Origin of the sequence: Geodermatophilus normandii, assembly GCF_003182485.1 — a bacterium.
Lineage (GTDB): Bacteria > Actinomycetota > Actinomycetes > Mycobacteriales > Geodermatophilaceae > Geodermatophilus > Geodermatophilus normandii.
The window spans coordinates 3,893,449-3,914,886 of the sequence record NZ_QGTX01000001.1 but is presented as its reverse complement, the minus strand read 5'-3'; the positions used below and the strand labels follow the sequence as shown (position 1 = coordinate 3,914,886).

Sequence of the window (21,438 nt, the reverse complement as noted above, 5' to 3'; positions counted from 1 at the left end):
CTCCGCCCCCCTTGACCCCCGGCCGGGCCCTGCGCCCCCACGTCGTCCTCCGCGAGGGCGGCGTGCCAGCCGACGACGGGAGTGATCATGTCCGGGTCCCACACCCCCGCCCCCCAGGCCGTGCCCTTCTCGGCCACCCCGCCGGCCGCCGGTCTCTACGACCCGGCCAACGACTCGGACGCCTGCGGTGTCGCCTTCGTGGCCGACGCCCGCGGCCGCCGCTCGCGTGCGATCGTCGCGGCCGGCCTGACCGCGCTGCACAACCTCGACCACCGCGGGGCGGCCGGCTCCGAGCCCAACTCCGGGGACGGCGCCGGGATCCTGACCCAGGTGCCCGACGCGCTGCTGCGTGCCGAGGTCGACTTCGACCTGCCGCCGATGGGGGAGTACTCCGTCGGCATCGCCTTCCTCCCCGTCGACGCCGACGAGCGCGCCGCCCGCCACGCCGACGTCGAGCGGATCGCCGCCGAGGAGGGCCTGACCGTCCTCGGGTGGCGCGACGTGCCGGTCGACCCCGACGGCGCCGACCTCGGTCCCACCGCCCGCGCGGTCATGCCCCACTTCGGGCAGCTGTTCGTCGCCGAGACGATGGGCGCCCGCGCCGACGCCGCGGCCTTCGGCGGCCCGCGCGAGGTCAACGGCGTCACCCGCCTGGAGCGGCGCTCGTTCGTGCTGCGCAAGCGCGCCGAGCGGGAGGCCCGCGAGGCCGGCAGCTCGCTCTACGTCGTCTCGCTGTCCTCGCGCACCATCACCTACAAGGGCATGCTGACCACCGACCAGCTGCCCGCGTTCTTCCCCGACCTGCGCGACGAGCGCTACGAGTCGGCGATCGCGCTGGTGCACAGCCGGTTCTCCACCAACACCTTCCCGAGCTGGCCGCTGGCCCACCCGTTCCGGTTCATCGCCCACAACGGCGAGATCAACACCATCAAGGGCAACCGCAACCGGATGCGCGCCCGTGAGGCCAAGCTCGAGACCGAGCTGTTCGACGGCCCGGCCGGGCCGGCCGGCGAGCTGGGCCTGGAGCGGATCTTCCCGGTCACCGCCAGCGACTTCAGCGACTCGGCGACCTTCGACGAGGTGCTCGAGCTGCTGCACCTGTCGGGCCGCTCGCTGCCGCACGCCGTGCTGATGATGATCCCGGAGGCGTGGGAGAACCACGACGAGATGGACCCGGCCCGCCGGGCCTTCTACCGGTTCCACGCCTCGATCATGGAGCCCTGGGACGGGCCGGCCTGCGTCGCGTTCACCGACGGCACGCTCATCGGCGCGGTCCTCGACCGCAACGGCCTGCGCCCGGGCCGCTGGTGGCGCACCGAGGACGACCTGGTCGTCCTCGCCAGCGAGGCCGGCGTCCTCGACATCCCGGCCGGTGACGTGGTCGCCAAGGGCCGCCTGCAGCCGGGCCGGATGTTCCTCGTCGACACCGCCTCCGGGCAGATCGTCTCCGACGAGGAGGTCAAGGGGGCGCTGGCCGCCCAGCAGCCCTACGAGGACTGGCTGCACGCCGGCCTGGTGCACCTGCCCTCGCTGCCCGAGCGGCGCCGCGCGCGGCCCAGCCACGAGTCGGTCGTCCGCCGGCAGCTGCTCTTCGGCTACACCGAGGAGGACCTGCGCGTCCTGCTCACCCCCATGGCCTCCAGCGGCGCCGAGCCGATCGGCTCCATGGGCACCGACACCCCGATCGCGGCGCTGTCGGACCGGTCACGGCAGCTCTACGACTACTTCCAGCAGCTGTTCGCCCAGGTGACCAACCCGCCGCTGGACGCCATCCGCGAGGAGCTGGTGACCAGCCTCGGGCGCACCTTCGGCCCGGAGCAGAACCTGCTCTCGGCCACCCCGGCGTCCTGCCGGCAGGTGTACCTGCCCTTCCCGGTCATCGACAACGACGAGCTCGCCAAGATCCTGCACATCGACGACGACGGCGACCTGCCCGGCTTCGCCGCCGTGCGGATCACCGGCCACTACGACGTGACCGGCGGCGGCCCGGCGCTCGTGCAGGCGGTCGAGCAGCTGCGGGCCAAGGTCAGCAAGGCCATCGCCGCCGGCGCCCGGGTCATCGTGCTCTCCGACCGCGACTGCGACGAGCGGCGCGCCCCGATCCCGTCGCTGCTCATGACCGCGGCGGTGCACCACCACCTCGTGCGGGAGCGGACCCGCATGGAGGTCGGCCTCGTCGTCGAGTCCGGTGACTGCCGCGAGGTGCACCACGTCGCGCTGCTGCTCGGCTACGGCGCGGCCGCGGTCAACCCCTACCTGGCCTTCGAGTCCATCGAGGACCTCATCCGCGACGGCGTCCTCACCGGCGTGCAGCCGGCGCAGGCCGTGCGCAACGTCGTCAAGGCGCTCGGCAAGGGCGTCCTCAAGGTCATGAGCAAGATGGGCATCAGCACCGTCGGCTCGTACACGATGGCGCAGATCTTCGAGGCCGTCGGCCTGTCGCAGGACGTCGTCGACGAGTACTTCACCGGCACCTCCTGCCCGCTGGGCGGCGTCGGCATGGACGTCCTCGCCGAGGAGGTCGCCATGCGGCACCGGCGCGCCTACCCGGAGAACCCCACCGAGCGGGCGCATCGCCGGCTGGAGACCGGCGGGGAGTACCAGTGGCGCCGCGAGGGCGAGGTGCACCTGTTCAACCCCGAGACGGTGTTCCTCCTCCAGCACTCCACCCGCTCGCGGCAGTACGAGGTCTTCGAGCGCTACACGCAGACGGTGGACGCGATGTCGGAGGAGGCCGCGACCCTGCGCGGGCTGTTCCGCATCCGGAGCGGCGAGCGCCCGCCGGTGCCGATCGAGGAGGTCGAGCCGGTCAGCGAGATCGTCAAGCGCTTCCAGACCGGCGCGATGAGCTACGGCTCCATCTCGCAGGAGGCGCACGAGACCCTCGCCATCGCCATGAACCGGCTCGGCGGGCGGTCCAACACCGGCGAGGGCGGCGAGGACCCCGACCGGTACGTGGCCGACCCCAACGGCGACCTGCGCCGCTCGGCGATCAAGCAGGTGGCCAGCGGCCGCTTCGGCGTGACCAGCGAGTACCTGGTCAACGCCGACGACATCCAGATCAAGATGGCGCAGGGCGCCAAGCCCGGCGAGGGCGGTCAGCTGCCCGGCGGCAAGGTCTACCCGTGGGTGGCGCGCACCCGGCACTCGACGCCCGGCGTCGGCCTGATCAGCCCGCCGCCGCACCACGACATCTACTCGATCGAGGACCTCAAGCAGCTGATCCACGACCTGAAGAACGCCAACAACGAGGCGCGGGTCAACGTCAAGCTGGTCGCCGAGGTCGGCGTCGGGACGGTCGCGGCCGGCGTCAGCAAGGCGCACGCCGACGTCGTGCTCATCTCCGGGCACGACGGCGGCACCGGTGCCGCGCCGCTGACCTCGCTCAAGCACGCCGGCTCGCCGTGGGAGCTGGGCCTGGCCGAGACCCAGCAGACGCTGCTGGCCAACGGCCTGCGCGACCGGATCGTGGTCCAGGTCGACGGGCAGATGAAGACCGGCCGCGACGTCGTCGTCGCGATGCTGCTCGGCGCCGAGGAGTACGGCTTCGCCACCGCTCCGCTGGTCGTCTCCGGCTGCATCATGATGCGGGTCTGCCACCTCGACACCTGCCCGGTCGGCGTGGCCACCCAGAACCCGGAGCTGCGCAAGCGGTTCACCGGGCGGCCGGAGTTCGTCGTCACCTTCTTCGAGTTCCTCGCCGAGCAGGTGCGGCAGTACCTGGCCGAGCTGGGCTTCCGCTCGGTCGAGGAGGCCATCGGCCACGTCGAGCTGCTCGACACCCGGCAGGCGGTCGACCACTGGAAGGCCCGCGGGCTGGACCTGTCGAGGATGCTCGCGCTGCCGGAGCTGCCCGAGGGCACCCCGCGCCGCGCGGTGCGCACCCAGGACCACGGCCTCGACGTCGCCCTGGACCAGACGCTCATCCAGCTGTGCGAGGGCGCGCTGCTCGACGCGCGGCCGGTCACCCTCGAGCTGCCGGTGCGCAACGTCAACCGCACCGTCGGCACGATGCTCGGCTCGATGGTCACCCGCCGCTTCGGCGGCCAGGGCCTGCCCGACGGCACGATCGACCTGACCTTCACCGGGTCGGCCGGCCAGTCCTTCGGCGCCTTCGTCCCGCGCGGCATGACCATGCGGCTGTTCGGCGACGCCAACGACTACGTCGGCAAGGGCCTCTCCGGCGGGCGGATCGTCGTCCGCCCGGCGCGGGAGGCGACCTTCGCCGCCGAGGACAACGTCATCGCCGGCAACGTCATCGGCTACGGCGCCACCAGCGGGGAGGTCTTCCTCCGCGGGCGGGTCGGCGAGCGGTTCTGCGTCCGCAACTCCGGGGCGCTGGCCGTCGTCGAGGGCGTCGGCGACCACGCGCTGGAGTACATGACCGGCGGCCGCGCCGTGATCCTCGGGCCCACGGGCCGCAACGTCGCGGCCGGCATGTCCGGCGGCGTCGCCTACGTCCTCGACCTCGCCCGGCACCGGGTCAACCCCGAGATGGTCGACGTCGAGGCCCTCGACGGCGAGTCCGCGCAGTGGCTGCGGGACGTCCTGGTGCGCTACGCGGCCGAGACCGAGTCGCCGGTGGCCGCCGCGCTGCTGGCCGACTGGGGCCGCTGGTCCGAGCAGTTCAGCGTGATCATGCCGCGCGACTACCGCCGCGCCCTGGAGGCCCGGCGCGCCGCGGAGGCCGCCGGCACCGACGTCGACCGCGCGGTCATGGAGGCAGCCCGTGGCTGACTCGCGCCCCCGACCCTGCAACTTCCCTCGCCTAGAGACCATGGAGGCCGCACGTGGCTGACTCCACGGGGTTCCTGAAGTACGAGCGGGCCCTGCCGCCCCGGCGGCCGGTCGACGTCCGGATCCTGGACTGGAAGGACGTCTACCTCACCCGGCAGAACGGTGAGGACGGCGTCTACCCGGTCGCCGCGCTGCGCCAGCAGGCCGCGCGGTGCATGGACTGCGGCATCCCCTTCTGCCACCACGGCTGCCCGCTGGGCAACCTGATCCCGGAGTGGAACGACCTCGCCCGCCGCGACGACTGGCGCGACGCCATCGAGCGGCTGCACGCCACCAACAACTTCCCGGAGTTCACCGGGAAGCTGTGTCCCGCGCCGTGCGAGGGCGCGTGCGTGCTGAACCTGCAGGACTCCCCGGTCACGATCAAGCAGATCGAGTGGGAGATCATCGACCAGGCCTTCGAGCACGGCTACGTCGAGCCGCAGACGCCGGCCGAGCGCACCGGCCGCAAGGTCGCCGTCGTCGGGTCCGGCCCGGCCGGCCTGGCCGCCGCCCAGCAGCTCACCCGCGCCGGGCACGACGTGACCGTCTTCGAGCGGGCCGACCGGGTCGGCGGGCTGCTCCGCTACGGCATCCCCGAGTTCAAGATGGAGAAGGCCGTCCTCGACCGGCGGCTGGACCAGATGCGCGCCGAGGGCACCCGCTTCGTCACCGGCGTCGAGGTCGGCGGCTCCGGCGAGGGCGACCTGTCGGCCGAGCAGCTGCGCGGCGAGTACGACGCCGTCGTGATCGCCGCGGGCGCGACCGTCGGCCGCGACCTGCCCGCCCCCGGACGGGAGCTCGACGGCATCCACCTCGCCATGGAGTTCCTGCCCTTCGGCAACCGGCAGGCGCTCGGCGAGCTCGACGACCCGCCGATCACCGCCCGGGGCAAGGACGTCGTCATCATCGGCGGCGGCGACACCGGCGCGGACTGCCTGGGCACCTCGCACCGCCAGGGCGCCCGCTCGGTCACGCAGCTGGAGATCATGCCGGCGCCGCCGGACAAGCGGGCCGAGGGCAACCCCTGGCCCACCTACCCGATGGTGATGCGGGTGTCCTCGGCCCACGAGGAGGGCGGCGAGCGGCTCTACTCGGTCAACACCGAGCGCTTCCTCGGCGACGACGAGGGCCGCGTGCGCGCGCTGGTCGTCCACGAGGTCGAGCGGGTCGACGGCCGGTTCCAGAAGATCGAGGGCACCGAGCGCGAGCTCCCCGCCCAGCTGGTGCTGCTGGCGATGGGCTTCACCGGCGTGCAGCGCGAGGGCCTGGTCGAGGCGCTCGGCGTCGACGTCGACGGGCGCGGCAACGTCGCCCGCGACGACGAGTTCATGTCCTCCGTGCCCGGGGTGTTCGTGGCCGGGGACGCCGGCCGCGGCCAGTCGCTGATCGTGTGGGCCATCGCCGAGGGCCGCGCGGCCGCCGGCGCCGTCGACACGTACCTGACCGGCAGCTCGATGCTGCCGCGCCCGGTCACGCCGACGGCGGTCGCCCTCCGGTAACGGGCGCGACCACTCCGACCGGCCGGGGGCCGGGCCCCGCGACACCCGCGGGGCCCGGCCCCTGTCCGTGCGGCGGTGGGCAGCCCACTAGCGTTCTCCCCATGTCCCGCCGCGCGAAGATTGTCTGCACCCTCGGCCCGGCCACCAGCTCCCTCGAGCAGATCACCGCCCTGGTCGAGTCGGGGATGGACGTGGCCAGGCTCAACTTCAGCCACGGGGCGCACGCCGACCACGAGGCCGCCTACCGCAACGTGCGCAAGGCCTCCGACACCACCGGGCACGCCGTCGCCGTCCTGGCCGACCTGCAGGGGCCCAAGATCCGGCTCGGCACCTTCGCCGACGGCCCGGTCCACTGGGCCACCGGCAGCCGGGTCTGCGTCACCGTCGAGGACGTGCCGGGCACCGCCGAGCGGGTCTCCACCACCTACAAGGGCCTGGCCAACGACGCCCGCGTCGGCGACCGGCTGCTGGTCGACGACGGCAAGCTCGCCCTGTCGGTGGTCGCCGTCGACGGCCCCGACGTGTGGTGCCTGGTCGTCGAGGGCGGCGAGGTCTCCAACAACAAGGGCCTGTCGCTGCCCGGCGTCGCCGTCAGCGTCCCCGCCCTGTCGGAGAAGGACGAGGAGGACCTCCGCTTCGCCCTGCACCTGTCGGTCGACTTCATCGCGCTGTCGTTCGTCCGCTCGCCGGCCGACGTCGAGCTGGTCCGCGACATCATGCGGCAGGAGGACGTCTTCGTCCCGGTGATCGCCAAGCTGGAGAAGCCCGAGGCGGTGGCCAACCTCGAGGCCATCGTGGAGGCCTTCGACGGCGTGATGGTGGCCCGCGGCGACCTCGGCGTGGAGCTGCCGCTCGAGCAGGTCCCGCTGGTGCAGAAGCGCGCCGTCCAGGCCGCCCGCGAGCGCAACAAGCCGGTCATCGTGGCCACCCAGATGCTCGAGTCGATGATCACCAACTCCCGGCCCACCCGCGCCGAGGCCTCCGACGTCGCCAACGCCGTCCTCGACGGCGCCGACGCGGTGATGCTGTCGGGCGAGACCTCGGTCGGCCGCTTCCCGATCGCGGCGGTGCGCACGATGGAGCGGATCATCGACGCCGTCGAGAGCGACGACGTGCGGGTGCCGGACCTCAACCGCCGCTCCCGCTCCCGTTCGGGCGCCATCGTGCGCGCCGCCAAGGACATCGGCGAGGCGCTCGAGGTCAAGGCGCTGTGCACGTTCACCCAGACCGGCGAGACCGCCCGCCGCCTGGCCGCGCTGCACCCCCGCCAGCCGCTGCTGGCCTTCACCGTCGACGGCCGGGTGCGCAGCCTGCTGGCGCTGTCGTGGGGCGTGGAGACCTTCCTCGTGCCCTCGGTGGAGCACACCGACGACATGGTCGAGCAGGTGGACTTCTCGCTGCTGTCGATCGGCCGGCTCAAGGTCGGCGACCGCGTCGTCGTCGTCGCCGGCAGCCCGCCGAACACGGTCGGCTCGACGAACCTCATCCGGGTGCACGAAGTCGGCACGGACTCGTGACCGCGGGGGAGACCCAGGCCGCCGCGCTGATGGGTGTCCTGGACCTCGAGGAGCGCTCGCCGGGCGTCTTCGTCGGGCAGACCCCCACCACCAGGCTGCAGCGCATCTTCGGCGGCCAGGTGGCCGGGCAGGCGCTCATGGCGGCGGCGCGCACGGTGCCCGGCGGCCGCGGCGTGCACTCGCTGCACTCGTACTTCCTGCGGCCCGGCGACCCGAACGAGGAGCTGCGCTACACCGTCGAGCGGATCCGCGACGGCCGGTCCTTCTCCACCCGCCGGGTCATCGCCTGCCAGCAGCGCCGCGGTGAGGACGTCGCCGTCTTCGCGCTGACGGCGGACTTCCACGCCGGCGAGCCGGCCGTCGTCACCCACGCCCGGCCGATGCCGGAGGTGCCCGGCCCCGACGAGCTGCGCACACTGGCCGACCACGCCGCGGGGTACGGCGAGCTGGCCGCCCCGGCCCTGGAGATCAGCCGGGCGGTGGAGCAGCGGCCGCTGGTGAACCCCTTCGCCCCCGATCCGAAGTCCCCGCCGCACACCCAGTCGCACGCGTGGTTCCGGGTGGCCGGGAGGCTCCCCGACGACGCCGGCGTGCACGCCGCGGCGCTCACCTTCGTCAGCGACCTGACGCTGCTGTCGGCCGGTCTGGCACGGGTCGGCGGCGGGTGGGGCGGGCGCTACGTCGGTGCCAGCCTCGACCACGCCATCTGGTTCCACGCGCCGGTCCGCGCCGACGAGTGGTTCCTCTACGAGACCGACAGCCCGGCCGCCTCCGAGGGCCGCGCGCTGTGCTTCGGCAGCATCTGGACCGCCGACGGCCGGCACGTGGCCACGGTGGCCCAGGAGGGGCTCATCCGGTCACTGGGGGAGTAGCCGCCACCGCCTCCGGGTCGGTCCCGGCGCCGGCGGCCTCCTGCTCGCGGGCGTGGCGGCGCGCGGCCTCCTCCTCGGCCGCCCGGCGCTCGGCGTCCTTGCGCTCGGCCTCGGCCCGCGCCCGCTCGGCGGCCTGCTCGGCGAAGTCGGCCGCCAGCCAGTCGTGGCCCTCGCACAGCAGCGCCCAGGCCCGCTCGACGTGCACCCGGGTCGTCGTCGGCGCGCCGACGGCCACCCGCAGGACCACCGAGCCGCCCACGGCGGTGTGGGTGAGGTAGACCTCGCCGCCGTCGTTGAGCCGCTCGAGCAGGGTCATGGTGGCGACGTCGGCGTCCACGTCGGCCGGCCACCGGGGCTTCAGGCACACCAGCGACAGCGGGTGCGGCGTGGCGACGTCGAAGCGGTCGTCGGCGGCGGCCCAGCCGGCGAGCTCCTGTGCCAGCGCGACCCCGGAGCGGACGTGCGCGCGCAGCCCCTCGGCGCCGTACCAGCGCACCACCGCCCACAGCTTCAGCGCGCGGAAGCGGCGGCCGAGCTCGACCTGCCAGTCCCGGTAGTCGACGACGGATCCGGCGTCGGTCGCGGCGTTGCGCAGGTACTCGGGCAGGATCGCCAGCGCCCCGGTCAGCGCCGCGCGGTCGGCCACCCAGAACAACGTCGCGTCGAACCCGGTGAGCAGCCACTTGTGCGCGTCGGTGGTGTAGCTGTCGGCCTCCTCGACGCCGGCCTGCAGGGCCCGCAGCTCCGGGGCGACGGCGCTGACGCCGGCGTAGGCGGCGTCCACGTGCAGCCAGGCGCCGTACCTCTGGCAGATCGGCCCGATCTCGGCGAGCGGGTCGATCGCCGTGGTCGACGTCGTCCCGACCGTGGCGCAGACGAGCACCGGCCGGTACCCGCGGGCGGTGTCGCGCTCCAGCCGGGCCGCCAGCGCGGCGGGGCGCATGGCGAGGTCGCCGTCGACCTCGACGATCCGGACGGCGTCGGTGCCGAGCCCGGCGATCCGCACGGCCTTCTCCATCGAGGAGTGCGTCTCCGAGGAGACGTAGACCGTGTACTCCTCCGGCAGCACCCCGTGCCGGACGGTGGCCCCGCCGCTGGCCCGGTGCAGGGCCGCCAGCAGCGCGACCAGGTTGGCCCCGGAGCTCGAGTCCTGCACGACCCCGCCGCCGGTCCCGGTGGAGCGGAAGGCCGCCGGCAGCCCGAGCAGCTCGGCCAGCCAGTCCATGACGTGCTGCTCGAGCTCGGTGGCCGCCGGGCTGGTCACCCAGGACATGCCCTGGACGCCGAGGCCGGCCGAGAGGAGGTCGCCGAGCACCGACGGGCCGGAGGTGTTGGCGGGGAAGTAGGCGAGGAACCCCGGGTGCTGCCAGTGGGTGACGCCCGGCAGCACGACCCGCTCGAGGTCGGCGAGGACGGCCGAGAAGGGCTCGCCCCGCTCGGGCGCCGACGGCGGCAGCGCGGCGCGGACGTCGCCGGGGGAGACCCGCGAGCGGACGGGGAAGGACTCGATGCGCGACCAGTAGTCGGCGATCCAGTCGACCACCTCGTGACCGTGCTGCCGGAACTGCTCGGGTGTCATGTGGGGCACGGGCTCGCTCACGCCGATCACCGTATGCGGTGGCGACCGGGTGCCGACGCGGCCACTCGGGACGACGACCCGGTGAGCCGCCCTGCGAGGCGGTCCGAGGAGTGGGGGCCGGAGGCCTCCGCGACGAGGGCCGGTGACGGCTCAGTGCAGGCCGGGACGGCACCTGGTCGCGGTGTCGTCCGGTAGGACGACCAAGAACACGGTGCCCCCGGTGCGACTCGAACGCACACTGCGCGGGTTTTGAATCCGCTCCCTCTGCCGATTGGGGTACGGGGGCCCGCCGCGACCGAGGTCACGGCCCGGCCAGCGTAGCCGGGCAGCCACTCCCAGCCGTCGTCGCTAGGCTCCTGCGCGTGAGCAGCGAGCCGACCCGGGTCCTCATCGCCGAGGACGAGGCACTGATCCGCCTCGACCTCAAGGAGATGCTGGAGGAGGAGGGGTACGTCGTCGTCGCCGAGGCGGGGGACGGGCAGGCCGCCGTCGACCGCGCGCGCGAGCTGACGCCCGACCTGGTCATCCTCGACATCCAGATGCCGGTCCTCGACGGGCTGGCCGCCGCCGAGCAGATCGCCTCCGCCCGCATCGCCCCGGTCATCGTGCTCACCGCCTTCAGCCAGCGCGAGCTGGTCGAGCGGGCCCGCGACGCCGGCGCCATGGCCTACCTGGTCAAGCCGTTCAGCAAGAACGACCTCGTGCCGGCGATCGAGGTCGCCCGCGCGCGCTTCACCGAGATGGCCGCCCTCGACGGCGAGGTCCGGACGCTCGAGGAGCGCCTCGAGGCCCGCAAGGTGGTCGAGAAGGCCAAGGGCCGGCTCATGGCCGAGCAGGGGATGACCGAGGCCGAGGCGTTCCGCTGGATCCAGCGCACCGCCATGAACGACCGGACGTCGATGAAGGCCCTCGCGGAGAGGATCCTGGCCTCGGACGGGGCTCCTGCGGAGGGTGCACCCTCCCGGGGGAACGCGTAACCCAGGCGGAACAGGCCAGGTCACGACCCCATCACGGTCTCCCACGACCCGCATCCATCCCCGGACCCAGCAGTTACGTTCTGCGGACTGACGGGGCCCCGGCACGCCCGGAGCCCGCCGGACCGACGTACGACAACTGGGAGTTGCTGGATGCGCACGCGTACCTACGCCCGCAGCATCGCCGTCACCTCCGCCGCGCTCGTCGCCCTCACCGCCTGCGGTGGCGGCGACGACAGCGGCAGCGGCTCGGGCGGCGACGCCGCCGCGGGTGGCGGCGAGAAGCAGGTCAACATCTACGGCACCGACGGCAACATGGGCTCCACCCTCGGGGAGGACTTCGAGGAGCAGGGTGCCCTGGCCGGCATGAAGGGCACGCTGCCGCTCACCGAGCTGGCCGGTGACTTCACCGAGCGGCTGCTGGCGGTCGACCCGAACCTGGGGAACACGTTCAACTACGCCGGTGAGACCTACGACGCCGTCGTGATCACCGCGCTGGCCGCGCAGCTGGCCGGTACCAACGACGCCAACGTCTTCAAGGCCTACGTCAACGGCGTCACCACCGGCGGCGAGAAGTGTGACGCACTGCAGGCCTGCCTCGACATCGTCAACGCCGGGGGCAACCCCGACTACGACGGCGTCAGCGGCCCGCTGGCCTTCGTGGACGCCGGTGAGCCGGCCGCCGCGAGCTTCGGCATCCAGCAGTTCGGCGACGACAACACGATCGACGACTCGCTGACCCAGTTCGTCCTCGCGGGCGACGAGGCCAACGCCACCACCGACGAGGGTCCGGCCCCCGCGGCCCCCGGCACCACCAGCCCCGAGCCGCTCGTCATCGGCACGCTGCTGCCGCTGACCGGTGACCTCGCCTTCCTCGGCCCCCCGGAGGTCGCCGGCGCCAAGCTGGCGGTCCAGGAGATCAACGCCGCCGGTGGCGTCCTCGGTCAGGACGTCCGCCTCGAGGAGGGTGACTCGGGCGACGCCACGACCGACACCGCGACGCAGACCGTCGACCGCCTGCTGCAGGCCGGCGTCAACGCGATCGTCGGTGCAGCGTCCTCGGGCGTGAGCCTCAACGTGATCGACCGCATCACCGGTGCCGGTGTCATGCAGATCAGCCCGGCCAACACGTCGGACCAGTTCACGACCTACAACGACAACGGTCTGTACTTCCGCACCGCCCCGCCGGACGTCCTGCAGGCCCGCGCCCTGGCCGACCTGCTCGCCGAGGACGGCAACAACACCGTCGGCATCCTCGCCCGCAACGACCCCTACGGCACCGGGCTTGCCGAGAACACCGTCGAGAACCTGCTCGCCGGTGGTCTGGCCGAGGACCAGGTCGTGAGCATCACCTACGACCCGAACGCCGCGAACTTCGACTCCGAGGTCCAGCAGATGGTGGACCTCAACCCCGACGGCATCGTCGTCATCGGGTTCGAGGAGTCCTCGCGGATCATCCAGGGCCTGAACGAGAACGGCATCGGCCCGCAGCGCTGAGTGCCGAGGCGCCGTGGTGACACGGCGCCTGCAACGTCCCCTCCGGCAGCGGCCCGGTACCCCTCGCGGGGTGCCGGGCCGCTGTCGTCGGTCCCGGTCCGGCCGCTCATCCGCCGGCCGCTCCCGCGGGGTCGGTCTCGCTCCTGCGGTGTCCCCCTCGCTCCTGCGGTGCTGCAGCGCCGCGGGGACACCCGCGACACCGCAGGAGCCGGACCGGCTCCGCACGTACCGCCGGCCCCCGTGGGGACGCCCGGGAACGACGGAGGCCGGCGCCCCGTGGGGACGCCGGCCTCGGCCGGTGGTGCTCAGGTGGTCACTGCGCCTTGGCGAGGGTCCCCAGGTACAACTCGATCACCTTCGGGTCGGTCATGAGCGACCGGCCGGTGTCGGTGTAGGCGTTGCGGCCCTGGTCGAGCACGTAGCCGCGGTCGCAGATCTGCAGGCAGCGACGCGCGTTCTGCTCGACCATGATGATCGAGACACCGGTGGCGTTGATCCGCCGGCAGCGGATGAACACCTCGTCCTGGTACGCCGGCGAGAGGCCGGCCGACGGCTCGTCGAGCAGGAGCACCGACGGGTCCATCATCAGCGCCCGGCCCATCGCGACCATCTGCCGCTCACCGCCGGACAGCGAGCCGGCCTTGCCCTTGCGCCGCTCACCGAGCAGCGGGAACAGGTCGACGACGTAGTCGAAGCGCTCCTTGAAGGTCTTCGACCGCAGGTAGACGCCCATCTGCATGTTCTCCTCGATGGTGAGCGAGGGGAACACGTTGTTGTTCTGCGGGACGTAGCCGACGCCCAGGGACACCAGCCGGTGGGCGGGCGCGGAGGTGATGTCCTCACCGCGCAGCCGCACCGAGCCCGAGCGCACCGGGATCAACCCGAACAGCGTCTTGAGCAGCGTCGACTTGCCGGCCCCGTTCGGGCCGATGATGCCGACGAGCTCGCCCTCCTGCAGGTAGAAGTCACACCCCCGCAGGATGTTCACGCCCGGGACGTAGCCGGCGACCAGGTCGTCGGCGCGCACCAGCGCCCCCTCGGCCAGGCGCAGGTGCTCCTCGCGGGTGGCGGCCTTCTCCGCCGGCGAGAGCGCCGCGGTGCCGGAGGAGGCCTCGGCGGCGCGGGTGACGTCCTCGCCGGACTCGTCGACCTCGAACAGCGGCTCGCTCATCGCTCGGTCCTCCCGGTCGTGCTGTCGCTCCCCAGCACCTCGCCGCCGCCGTGCTCCTCCTGCGCGATCGCCGCCTCCGCCTGGGCGAGGACCTGGTCCTCCTCCTCGACGGTCAGCGGCGCGTCGTGGTGCGCGCCGAGGTAGGCGTCGACGACGGCCTGGTTCTGGCTGATGGACTCCGGCGGACCCTCCGCGATGACGCGGCCGGCCGCCATGACGACCACCCAGTCGCTGATGTCGCGGACGACGTCCATGTCGTGCTCGACGAAGATCACCGTCATGCCCTCCTCGCGGAGGTCCTTGACGTGCCCGAGCAGGCTCTGCGTCAGCGCCGGGTTCACCCCGGCCATCGGCTCGTCGAGCATGACCACCTGCGGGTCGCTCATGAGCGCCCGGGCCATCTCCAGCAGCTTGCGCTGGCCGCCGGAGAGGGTGCCGGCGAACTCGTCCTTCTTGGCGTCGAGCTTGAACCGCCGCAGCAGGTCCATCGCCTTGTCGGTGTTCTCCCTCTCCTGGCCGCGCCAGGTGCCCGGCACCAGCGCCCGCAGGAAGCTCTCGCCGCGCTGGCCCTGCGCGCCCAGCAGCATGTTCTGCAGGACGGTGAGCCGGGACAGCGCCTTGGTGAGCTGGAAGGTCCGGACGACGCCGAGGCGGGCCACCTGGTGCGGCGCCAGCTTGCCCAGCGGCTTGCCGTTGAAGCTCCAGGTGCCGGTGTTGGGCTGGTCGAAGCCGGTGAGCAGGTTGAACAGCGTCGTCTTGCCGGCGCCGTTGGGCCCGATCAGGCCGGTGATCCCGCCGCGCTGCACCTCGAGGTGGTCCACCGACACCGCGGTGAGGCCACCGAAGGTGCGGGTGACGTTCTCGACGACGATCGCCGGGTCGGGCTTGGCGACGCCGACCTCCCAGGGGAGGTCCCGCAGCGCGGCCTGCGCCAGTCGCTGCGGAGCGCCGCCGCCGGGGCGGGTGCCCGTGCCGGCGGTCTGCGCGCCCTTGTCGAGGGACGCCGCGTGGGCGCCCGTGGGCTGGTTCTCAGCGGGCATCGAGCATCACCTCTCGTCGGTCGCCGAAGATGCCCTGCGGGCGGAAGACGAGCAGCAGCATCAGGCCCAGCCCCACCAGGACGAACCGGATCTGCGCCACGTCGGTGGCCGAGAGCAGTCCCTCCGGGATGACGCCGTTGCCGATGAGTGCCCGCAGCCCCGTGTCGGCGAACTGGACCACGAACAGCAGGATGACCGCGCCGATGACCGGGCCGAGCACCCGTGCGGCACCGCCCAGGATGAGCACGGTGTAGGCCAGGAAGGTGTTGGCGTTCTGGAACTGGTCGGGGTTCGCCGCGCCGGTGGCCACCACGTACACCATGCCACCGAGGGCGCCCATCACGCCGCCCAGCACGAGCGCCTGCATCTTGTAGAGGTAGACGTTCTTGCCCAGCGCGCGCACGGCGTCCTCGTCCTCGCGGATCGCCTTGAGGACGCGGCCCCAGGGGCTGCGCATGAGCAGCCACACCAGCAGACACAGCAGGGCCACGAGCAACCAGCCCACCAGCGCGACCCACAGCTCGCCGCCGCTCCAGCGGGTGCCGAGGACGGCGTAGCGCCGGCTGGTGTCCCACGGCGCCAGCGAGATGAACGAGCCGTTGAAGGCGGCCAGGCCGCGGGTGCCACCGGTGACCGGGCTGGCCGACACCGACCGGAAGAGCAGTCGTAGCCCCTCCGCCGTCGCGATGGTCGCGATCGCCAGGTAGTCCGCCCGCAGCCGCAGCGTCGGCAGGCCGAGCAGCAGGGCGAGGACGACGGCCGCGACGATGCCGACGACGACCCCGACCCAGAAGTTCCAGCCCCACTGGGTCACCGAGATGGCGATGCCGAAGCCACCGAGCATGGCGAAGGCGATCTGGCCGAAGTTGAGCAGGCCGGTGTACCCGAAGTGCACGTTCAGGCCGATGGCCAGCAGTGCGAAGAACACCGCCTGGAAGCCGAGCGCCGACTTGCCGGCGACGGCGAGCGCGTTGAGGAGGTCGCCCATGGGTCAGCCGATCCGTGCGCGGCTGCCCAGGATCCCCTGGGGCCGGATGACGAGGATGACGATGAGGAGCAGCAGCCCGCCGACGTACTTGACGTCGTTCGGGATGACCAGCGTCGACATCTGCACGAACACGCCGACGATGACGCTGCCGACGAGCGCGCCGTAGGCGGTGCCCAGGCCACCGAGGGTGACCCCGGCGAACATGAGCAGCAGCAGCTGGAAGCCCATGTCCCAGCGGACCTGGTCGGACAGGCCGAGCAGGACGCCACCGAGCGCGGCCAGGGCGCCGCCCATCATCCAGACGACGAGGATGACGCGGTTGACGTTGATGCCCGAGGAGGCGGCGAGGTCGCGGTTGTCCGACACCGCCCGCATGGCCTTGCCGATCTTGGTGCGCTGCAGCATGACCGCCACGAGCACCAGGACGACGACCGAGATGACGATCGAGATCAGTGCCTGGTTGGTCAGCCGGAACACGCCGTAGTCGACCGCGCGCGAGGTGCCCAGGCCCGAGTAGGGGTTGGAGAACCCGCCGTAGACGATCTGGATCAGGTAGCGCAGCAGCAGCGACAGGCCGATCGAGACGACCAGTGCCGCGACCAGGCCGGTGCCGCGGCGGCGCAGCGGCCGCCACAGGCCCAGTTCGTTGAGCGCGCCGAACGCCGCGCCGCCGATCATGGCGATGATCGCGGCGGGGATGATCGGGACCCCCAGGCCGGTGTTGACCCACCAGGCGAACAGGGCGCCGATGGTGACCAGCTCGCCGTGGGCGAAGTTGGTGAGGCCGGTGGTGCCGAAGATCAGCGACAGGCCGACGGCGGAGATCGCGATCAGCAGACCGAAGCGCAGGCCGTCGACGAACAGCTGGATGGCCTCGATGTTGCCGCTGCCCGCGCCCTGGGTGCCGTCGTTGAGGCCGAACTGCACCGGCTGGCGGCGGCCCGGGTCGACGGTGACGGTGCGGCTGTCCTCGCCGGTGATGACGACGCCCTCGGGGAGCGAGTCGGCGTCGATGCTGACGGTGTACTGGCCGGCACCGGGGACCTCGACGGCGAACTTCCCGTCCTCGTCGGTCTCGACGCTGTCGACCTCGTCGCCGTCGGCGGTGGCCACCGTGACCTCGATGCCCTCGATCGGGCCGCTGCGGCTGGTCTGCAGCGTGCCGACGATCGTCTCCCCCTCGGCGCTCGCGACGCCGGGGACGAGCAGGGCGAGCCCGGTGGCGGCGACGAGGACGAGGACGAGCCGCAGCAGCACCCCGCGGAGGGCGGCCCCGGGGCCCGGGCGGATCGCGCTCCGGAGCGGCTCGGGTCGCCCCGCAGTGGCTGACGGGTGCCTCACACAACCTCCCTGGTCGTGGCAGTGGAGGCGTGACGGTAACCCAGGCGTGTTGCGTCCCCGTTCCCTCGTCGCCGCACTGTGACCGAAGAGCGACGCGCCGACCCACCCGTCGGAGTGATCACTCCCGTCCCAGGACCGGCGCGTCGGCGTGGCGGCCGGGTGCGCGGGGTGCAGGCTCTGCGGCACCGTCCCAGGGGAGGGCTCCCGTGTCAGGTACCGGCCAGCGGTCCCGCGTCGTCACGCGCACGGCGCGACCCGACGACCTGTCCGCCGTCCTCACGCTGGTGCGCCAGCACCGTGCCGAGGCGCACGCGGAGGGCGTCCTCACCGGTCAGACGCCGGGTGCGGCCGCCGCGGCGGGTTTCCGCCGGCTGCTGGCCGACCCCGCGCACCGCGTCGTGCTCGCCGTCCTGCCCGGCGCCAACGCGGCGACGGCGTCGAGCGCGGGGGAGGTCGTCGTCGGCCTGGCCGTGCTGGGCCTGGACCCGCTCTCCGCGGTGCTCGGCGTCCCGCAGGTCACCGTGGACAACCTCGTCGTGCACCGCGAGCACCGCCGTCGCGGGACCGGCGCCGCGCTGCTCGCGGCCTCGGCCTCCTACGCCGGGGAGGTCGGCGCCGAGCACGTCGTCGCGGCGGTCGGCGGGCACGAGGCCGAGCGCCAGCGGTTCTTCGCGCGGATGGGCTTCGCGCCGCTGACGACCCGCCGGATCGTGCCGCGCGAGACCCTCGTGCGGTCGCTGGCCGCCTGGCAGCGCGGCGGCGTCCCGGTGCCCCGCCGCCCGCTGACCCGCCGGCGCCCGGTGCCGCCGGTCCTGCCCGCGGTGGGCATCCGGTAGTCCGGCCTCGCTGCAGGGCCCCGCCGCGAGCGTGCGAGCGGTGGGGTTCCGGTGGTCCGGCCTCGCTGCAGGGGCCCGCCGCGAGCGTGCGAGCGGTGGGGGGCAGCAGGTCCTTTCGCTAGGCGGGGAGGATCGCGCAGGTCAGACGGGCCGTGGCGGTCGTGCGCCCGCGGTCGTCGGTGACCTCGACGAGGAACGTCGACAGGGTGCGCCCGGTGCGCGCGGGCGTGCAGACGGCGGTGACCGTGCCGGACGTGGCCGCACGCAGGTAGCTGGCGTTGAGCTCCACGCCCACGGCCTTCCTGCCCGGTCCGGCGTTGAGCATCGCCGCCCACGAGCCGATCGTCTCCACCAGCGAGCAGGTCGCCCCGCCGTGCAGGAGGCCGAAGGGCTGCTGGTTGCCCTCCACCGGCATCGTCGCCACGAGCCGTTGCGGGTCGTAGTCGACGATCGTGATGCCCAGCTTGTCGTCGAGCGGGCTCGCCGCGCTCGGGGGCAGCCAGTCCGGGGGAGCGGAGGTCACGCCCGGCACGGTAGCCAGCGCCGCGGCGCCCTCGCCTGCCGGACCTCGGACGGTCGTCCCCCGGACCTAGGATCGGCGGCGATGTCCGCTCCGGTCACCACTCCCGAGTCCGCCGCCCCCACCAGCCCGGCCACGCGCCCGCGGCTGCTGCTGCTCGACGGGCACTCCCTGGCCTACCGGGCCTTCTTCGCGCTCCCGGTGGAGAACTTCTCCACGACGACGGGACAGCCGACCAACGCCGTCTACGGCTTCACGTCGATGCTGATCAACGTGCTGCGCGACGAGCAGCCCACCCACCTGGCCGTGGCCTTCGACGTGGGCCGGCAGACCTTCCGCAGCGAGATCTACGCCGAGTACAAGGCCAACCGCAGCGAGAGCCCCACCGACTTCCGCGGGCAGGTCAGCCTCATCCAGGAGGTGCTCGCCGCGCTGCACGTCCCGGTGATCACCGCGCCGGGCTACGAGGCCGACGACGTCATCGCCACGCTCACCGTGCAGGCCGTCGAGCAGGGCATGGACGTGCTCATCTGCACCGGCGACCGCGACGCCCTGCAGCTCGTGGACGAGCACGTGACCGTGCTGTACCCGCGCAAGGGCGTCTCCGACCTGACCCGGTTCACACCGGAGGAGGTCGAGGCGAAGTACGGCCTGACGCCGCGGCAGTACCCCGACTTCGCCGCGCTGCGGGGCGACCCGAGCGACAACCTCCCCAGCATCCCGAGCGTGGGGGAGAAGACCGCGGCCAAGTGGGTCCGCGAGTACGGCTCCCTCGACGAGCTGGTCGACCGGGTGGACACCGTCAAGGGCAAGGTCGGGGAGAAGCTGCGCGAGCACCTGTCCTCGGTGCTGCAGAACCGGCGGCTCACCGAGCTCGACCGGTCCGTCGCCCTCGAGCTGGGCCCGCAGGACCTCGCCGTCCGCGCGTGGGACCGCAACGAGGTGCACACCCTCTTCGACAACCTGCAGTTCCGCGTCCTGCGCGACCGGCTGTTCGCCACGCTGACCAGCGCCGAGCCCGAGGTCGAGGGCGGCTTCGACGTCACCGCCGACGACGTCCCCGCCGGCGGGCTGTCCGCGTGGCTCGACGCGCACGCCCGCACCGGCCGGACCGGCCTGGTCTTCCGCGGCACCTGGGGCCGGGGCACCGGAGAGCTGACCGGGCTGGCGCTGGCCGCCGCCGACGACCACTCCGTCTTCGTCGACCTCGGCCCGGACCTCGACGTCGCCGACGAGCAGGCGCTGGCCGCCTGGCTCGCCGACCCGGCCACCGAGAAGGTCGCCCACGACGTCAAGGGCCCGCTGCTCGCGGTCTGGGCGCGCGGCTGGGACCTGCAGGGACTGGTCAGCGACACCGCGCTGGCGGCCTACCTGGCGACGCCGGGGCAGCGGTCCTTCGACCTCGGCGACCTCTCGGTGCGCTACCTCAAGCGCGAGCTCCGGGACGCCGCGGAGCCCGAGGGGCAGATGACCCTCGACGGGCTGGGGCCGAGCGAGGCCGACCTCGCCGCCGAGGCCGCGCACGCCGACGTCCTCAAGGCCGTCGCGGTCAACGACCTCTCCGACGCGCTGGAGCAGGTGCTCGGCCAGCGCGGCGGCGACCACCTACTCGGCGAGATCGAGCTGCCGCTCACGCGCGTGCTCGCCGGCATGGAGCGCACCGGCATCGCCGTCGACACCGACCTGCTGCACGAGCTGCAGCGGGAGTTCGCCGAGGGCGTGGCCGCCGCGGCCGCCGAGGCCTACGCCGTCATCGGCAAGGAGATCAACCTCGGCTCGCCCAAGCAGCTGCAGGCGGTGCTCTTCGACGAGCTGGGCCTGCCCAAGACCAAGAAGATCAAGAGCGGGTACACCACCGACGCCGAGGCGCTGACCGGCCTGCTGGCCTCGACCGGGCACCCCTTCCTCGAGCACCTGCTGCGCCACCGCGACGTCACCCGGCTGCGCACGGTCATCGACGGGCTGATCCCGATGGTCGACGACGCCGGCCGCATCCACACGACGTTCCAGCAGACGATCGCCGCCACCGGCCGGCTGTCCTCGATCGACCCGAACCTGCAGAACATCCCGATCCGCACCGCCGAGGGCCGCCGCATCCGGCAGGCGTTCGTCGTCGGCCCCGGGTTCGAGTCGCTGATGACGGCGGACTACAGCCAGATCGAGATGCGGATCATGGCGCACCTGTCCGAGGACGCCGGCCTGATCGAGGCGTTCACCTCCGGCGAGGACCTGCACTCCTTCGTCGCCTCGCGCGCCTACGACATCCCCATCGACCAGGTGGACCCGGAGATGCGGCGCCGGATCAAGGCGATGAGCTACGGCCTGGCGTACGGGCTGTCGGCCTACGGCCTCGCGGCGCAGCTGCGCATCTCCACCGAGGAGGCGCGCGAGCAGATGCACGCCTACTTCGAGCGCTTCGGCGGGATCCGCGAGTACCTCGACGGCGTCGTCGACGACGCCCGGCAGACCGGCTACACCGAGACGACGCTGGGCCGCCGCCGCTACCTGCCCGACCTGACCAGCGACAACGGGCAGCGGCGGCAGATGGCCGAGCGGATGGCGCTCAACGCCCCGATCCAGGGCTCGGCGGCCGACGTCATCAAGGTCGCCATGCTCGGCGTCGAGCGGGCGATCACCGCCGAGGGGCTGCGCTCGCGGATGCTCCTGCAGGTGCACGACGAGCTCGTGTTCGAGGTGGCGCCGGGGGAGCGGGAGGCGCTGGAGACCGTCGTCCGCCGCGAGATGGCCGGCGCCGCCCAGCTGTCGGTGCCGCTCGAGGTGTCCGTCGGCCTGGGCGCCAGCTGGGACGCCGCCGCGCACTGACC

The 21,438-nt window shown here is 73.0% G+C and carries 14 protein-coding genes and 1 tRNA gene; 8 read left to right on the top strand and 7 right to left on the bottom strand.

Annotated elements, in window-relative coordinates; all coding sequences use genetic code 11:
• The first annotated feature begins 87 nt into the window (after positions 1–87).
• The 4 genes from gltB (at position 88) to JD79_RS18880 (ending at position 8,667) form a co-directional block, all read left to right on the top strand.
• Positions 88–4,737 carry a glutamate synthase large subunit gene (gene gltB / locus JD79_RS18895; protein WP_281270330.1) on the top strand — a complete coding sequence of 1,550 codons (4,650 nt, stop codon included), beginning with the start codon at positions 88–90 and terminating at the stop codon, positions 4,735–4,737.
• A 53-nt stretch (positions 4,738–4,790) separates the two neighbouring features.
• On the top strand, positions 4,791–6,278 hold the full coding sequence (locus JD79_RS18890) for a glutamate synthase subunit beta (protein WP_110006763.1): 1,488 nt from the start codon (positions 4,791–4,793) through the stop codon (positions 6,276–6,278).
• 101 nt (positions 6,279–6,379) lie between these two features.
• The gene (gene pyk / locus JD79_RS18885; RefSeq protein WP_110006762.1) at positions 6,380–7,795 is read left to right on the top strand and encodes a pyruvate kinase; all 1,416 of its coding nucleotides are present in this window, start codon (positions 6,380–6,382) and stop codon (positions 7,793–7,795) included.
• Positions 7,792–8,667 carry an acyl-CoA thioesterase gene (locus tag JD79_RS18880; RefSeq protein WP_245900220.1) on the top strand — a complete coding sequence of 292 codons (876 nt, stop codon included), beginning with the start codon at positions 7,792–7,794 and terminating at the stop codon, positions 8,665–8,667. Before pyk ends, JD79_RS18880 begins: the two co-directional genes overlap by 4 nt.
• On the opposite strand, the gene JD79_RS18875 is transcribed toward JD79_RS18880, so the two are convergent.
• Together JD79_RS18875 and JD79_RS18870 are read right to left on the bottom strand one after the other, a co-directional pair.
• The gene (locus JD79_RS18875; protein ID WP_245900219.1) at positions 8,645–10,267 is read right to left on the bottom strand and encodes an aminotransferase class V-fold PLP-dependent enzyme; all 1,623 of its coding nucleotides are present in this window, start codon (positions 10,265–10,267) and stop codon (positions 8,645–8,647) included. The two genes, JD79_RS18880 and JD79_RS18875, sit on opposite strands and share 23 nt — an antisense overlap.
• 191 nt (positions 10,268–10,458) lie before the next feature.
• Positions 10,459–10,532 (bottom strand) — tRNA-Leu (locus tag JD79_RS18870).
• 76 nt (positions 10,533–10,608) lie between these two features.
• Here JD79_RS18870 and JD79_RS18865 point away from each other — a divergent pair.
• Both JD79_RS18865 and JD79_RS18860 read left to right on the top strand, forming a co-directional pair.
• Positions 10,609–11,223, top strand: coding sequence for an ANTAR domain-containing response regulator (locus JD79_RS18865; RefSeq protein ID WP_110006761.1), 615 nt, complete (start codon positions 10,609–10,611; stop codon positions 11,221–11,223).
• 150 nt (positions 11,224–11,373) lie between these two features.
• Positions 11,374–12,717 carry an ABC transporter substrate-binding protein gene (locus JD79_RS18860; RefSeq protein WP_110006760.1) on the top strand — a complete coding sequence of 448 codons (1,344 nt, stop codon included), beginning with the start codon at positions 11,374–11,376 and terminating at the stop codon, positions 12,715–12,717.
• 313 nt (positions 12,718–13,030) lie between these two features.
• Here JD79_RS18860 and JD79_RS18855 read toward each other — a convergent pair whose 3' ends face one another.
• Genes JD79_RS18855 through JD79_RS18840 form a run of 4 tightly spaced genes read right to left on the bottom strand, consistent with a single transcriptional unit; the run spans position 13,031 to position 17,173 of the window.
• Positions 13,031–13,888 carry an ABC transporter ATP-binding protein gene (locus tag JD79_RS18855; protein WP_211308056.1) on the bottom strand — a complete coding sequence of 286 codons (858 nt, stop codon included), beginning with the start codon at positions 13,886–13,888 and terminating at the stop codon, positions 13,031–13,033.
• Positions 13,885–14,928 carry an ABC transporter ATP-binding protein gene (locus JD79_RS18850; RefSeq protein ID WP_110006759.1) on the bottom strand — a complete coding sequence of 348 codons (1,044 nt, stop codon included), beginning with the start codon at positions 14,926–14,928 and terminating at the stop codon, positions 13,885–13,887. Before JD79_RS18850 ends, JD79_RS18855 begins: the two co-directional genes overlap by 4 nt.
• Positions 14,918–15,916 carry a branched-chain amino acid ABC transporter permease gene (locus tag JD79_RS18845; protein WP_110006758.1) on the bottom strand — a complete coding sequence of 333 codons (999 nt, stop codon included), beginning with the start codon at positions 15,914–15,916 and terminating at the stop codon, positions 14,918–14,920. Before JD79_RS18845 ends, JD79_RS18850 begins: the two co-directional genes overlap by 11 nt.
• Before the next feature lie 3 nt (positions 15,917–15,919).
• Complete coding sequence (locus JD79_RS18840; RefSeq protein ID WP_110006757.1) at positions 15,920–17,173, bottom strand: branched-chain amino acid ABC transporter permease; 1,254 nt, start codon at positions 17,171–17,173, stop codon at positions 15,920–15,922.
• Between the two features lie 290 nt (positions 17,174–17,463).
• On the opposite strand from JD79_RS18840, the gene JD79_RS18835 reads away from it, so the two are divergent.
• The gene (locus JD79_RS18835) at positions 17,464–18,093 is read left to right on the top strand and encodes a GNAT family N-acetyltransferase (protein WP_170149268.1); all 630 of its coding nucleotides are present in this window, start codon (positions 17,464–17,466) and stop codon (positions 18,091–18,093) included.
• Positions 18,094–18,211: 118 nt separating this feature from the next.
• Here JD79_RS18835 and JD79_RS18830 read toward each other — a convergent pair whose 3' ends face one another.
• Complete coding sequence (locus tag JD79_RS18830) at positions 18,212–18,616, bottom strand: PaaI family thioesterase (protein ID WP_110007869.1); 405 nt, start codon at positions 18,614–18,616, stop codon at positions 18,212–18,214.
• A gap of 81 nt (positions 18,617–18,697) precedes the next feature.
• On the opposite strand from JD79_RS18830, the gene polA reads away from it, so the two are divergent.
• Positions 18,698–21,436 (top strand): DNA polymerase I, encoded by a 2,739-nt coding sequence (gene polA / locus JD79_RS18825; protein WP_110006755.1) that lies wholly within the window; start codon positions 18,698–18,700, stop codon positions 21,434–21,436.
• Positions 21,437–21,438 lie beyond the last annotated feature (2 nt).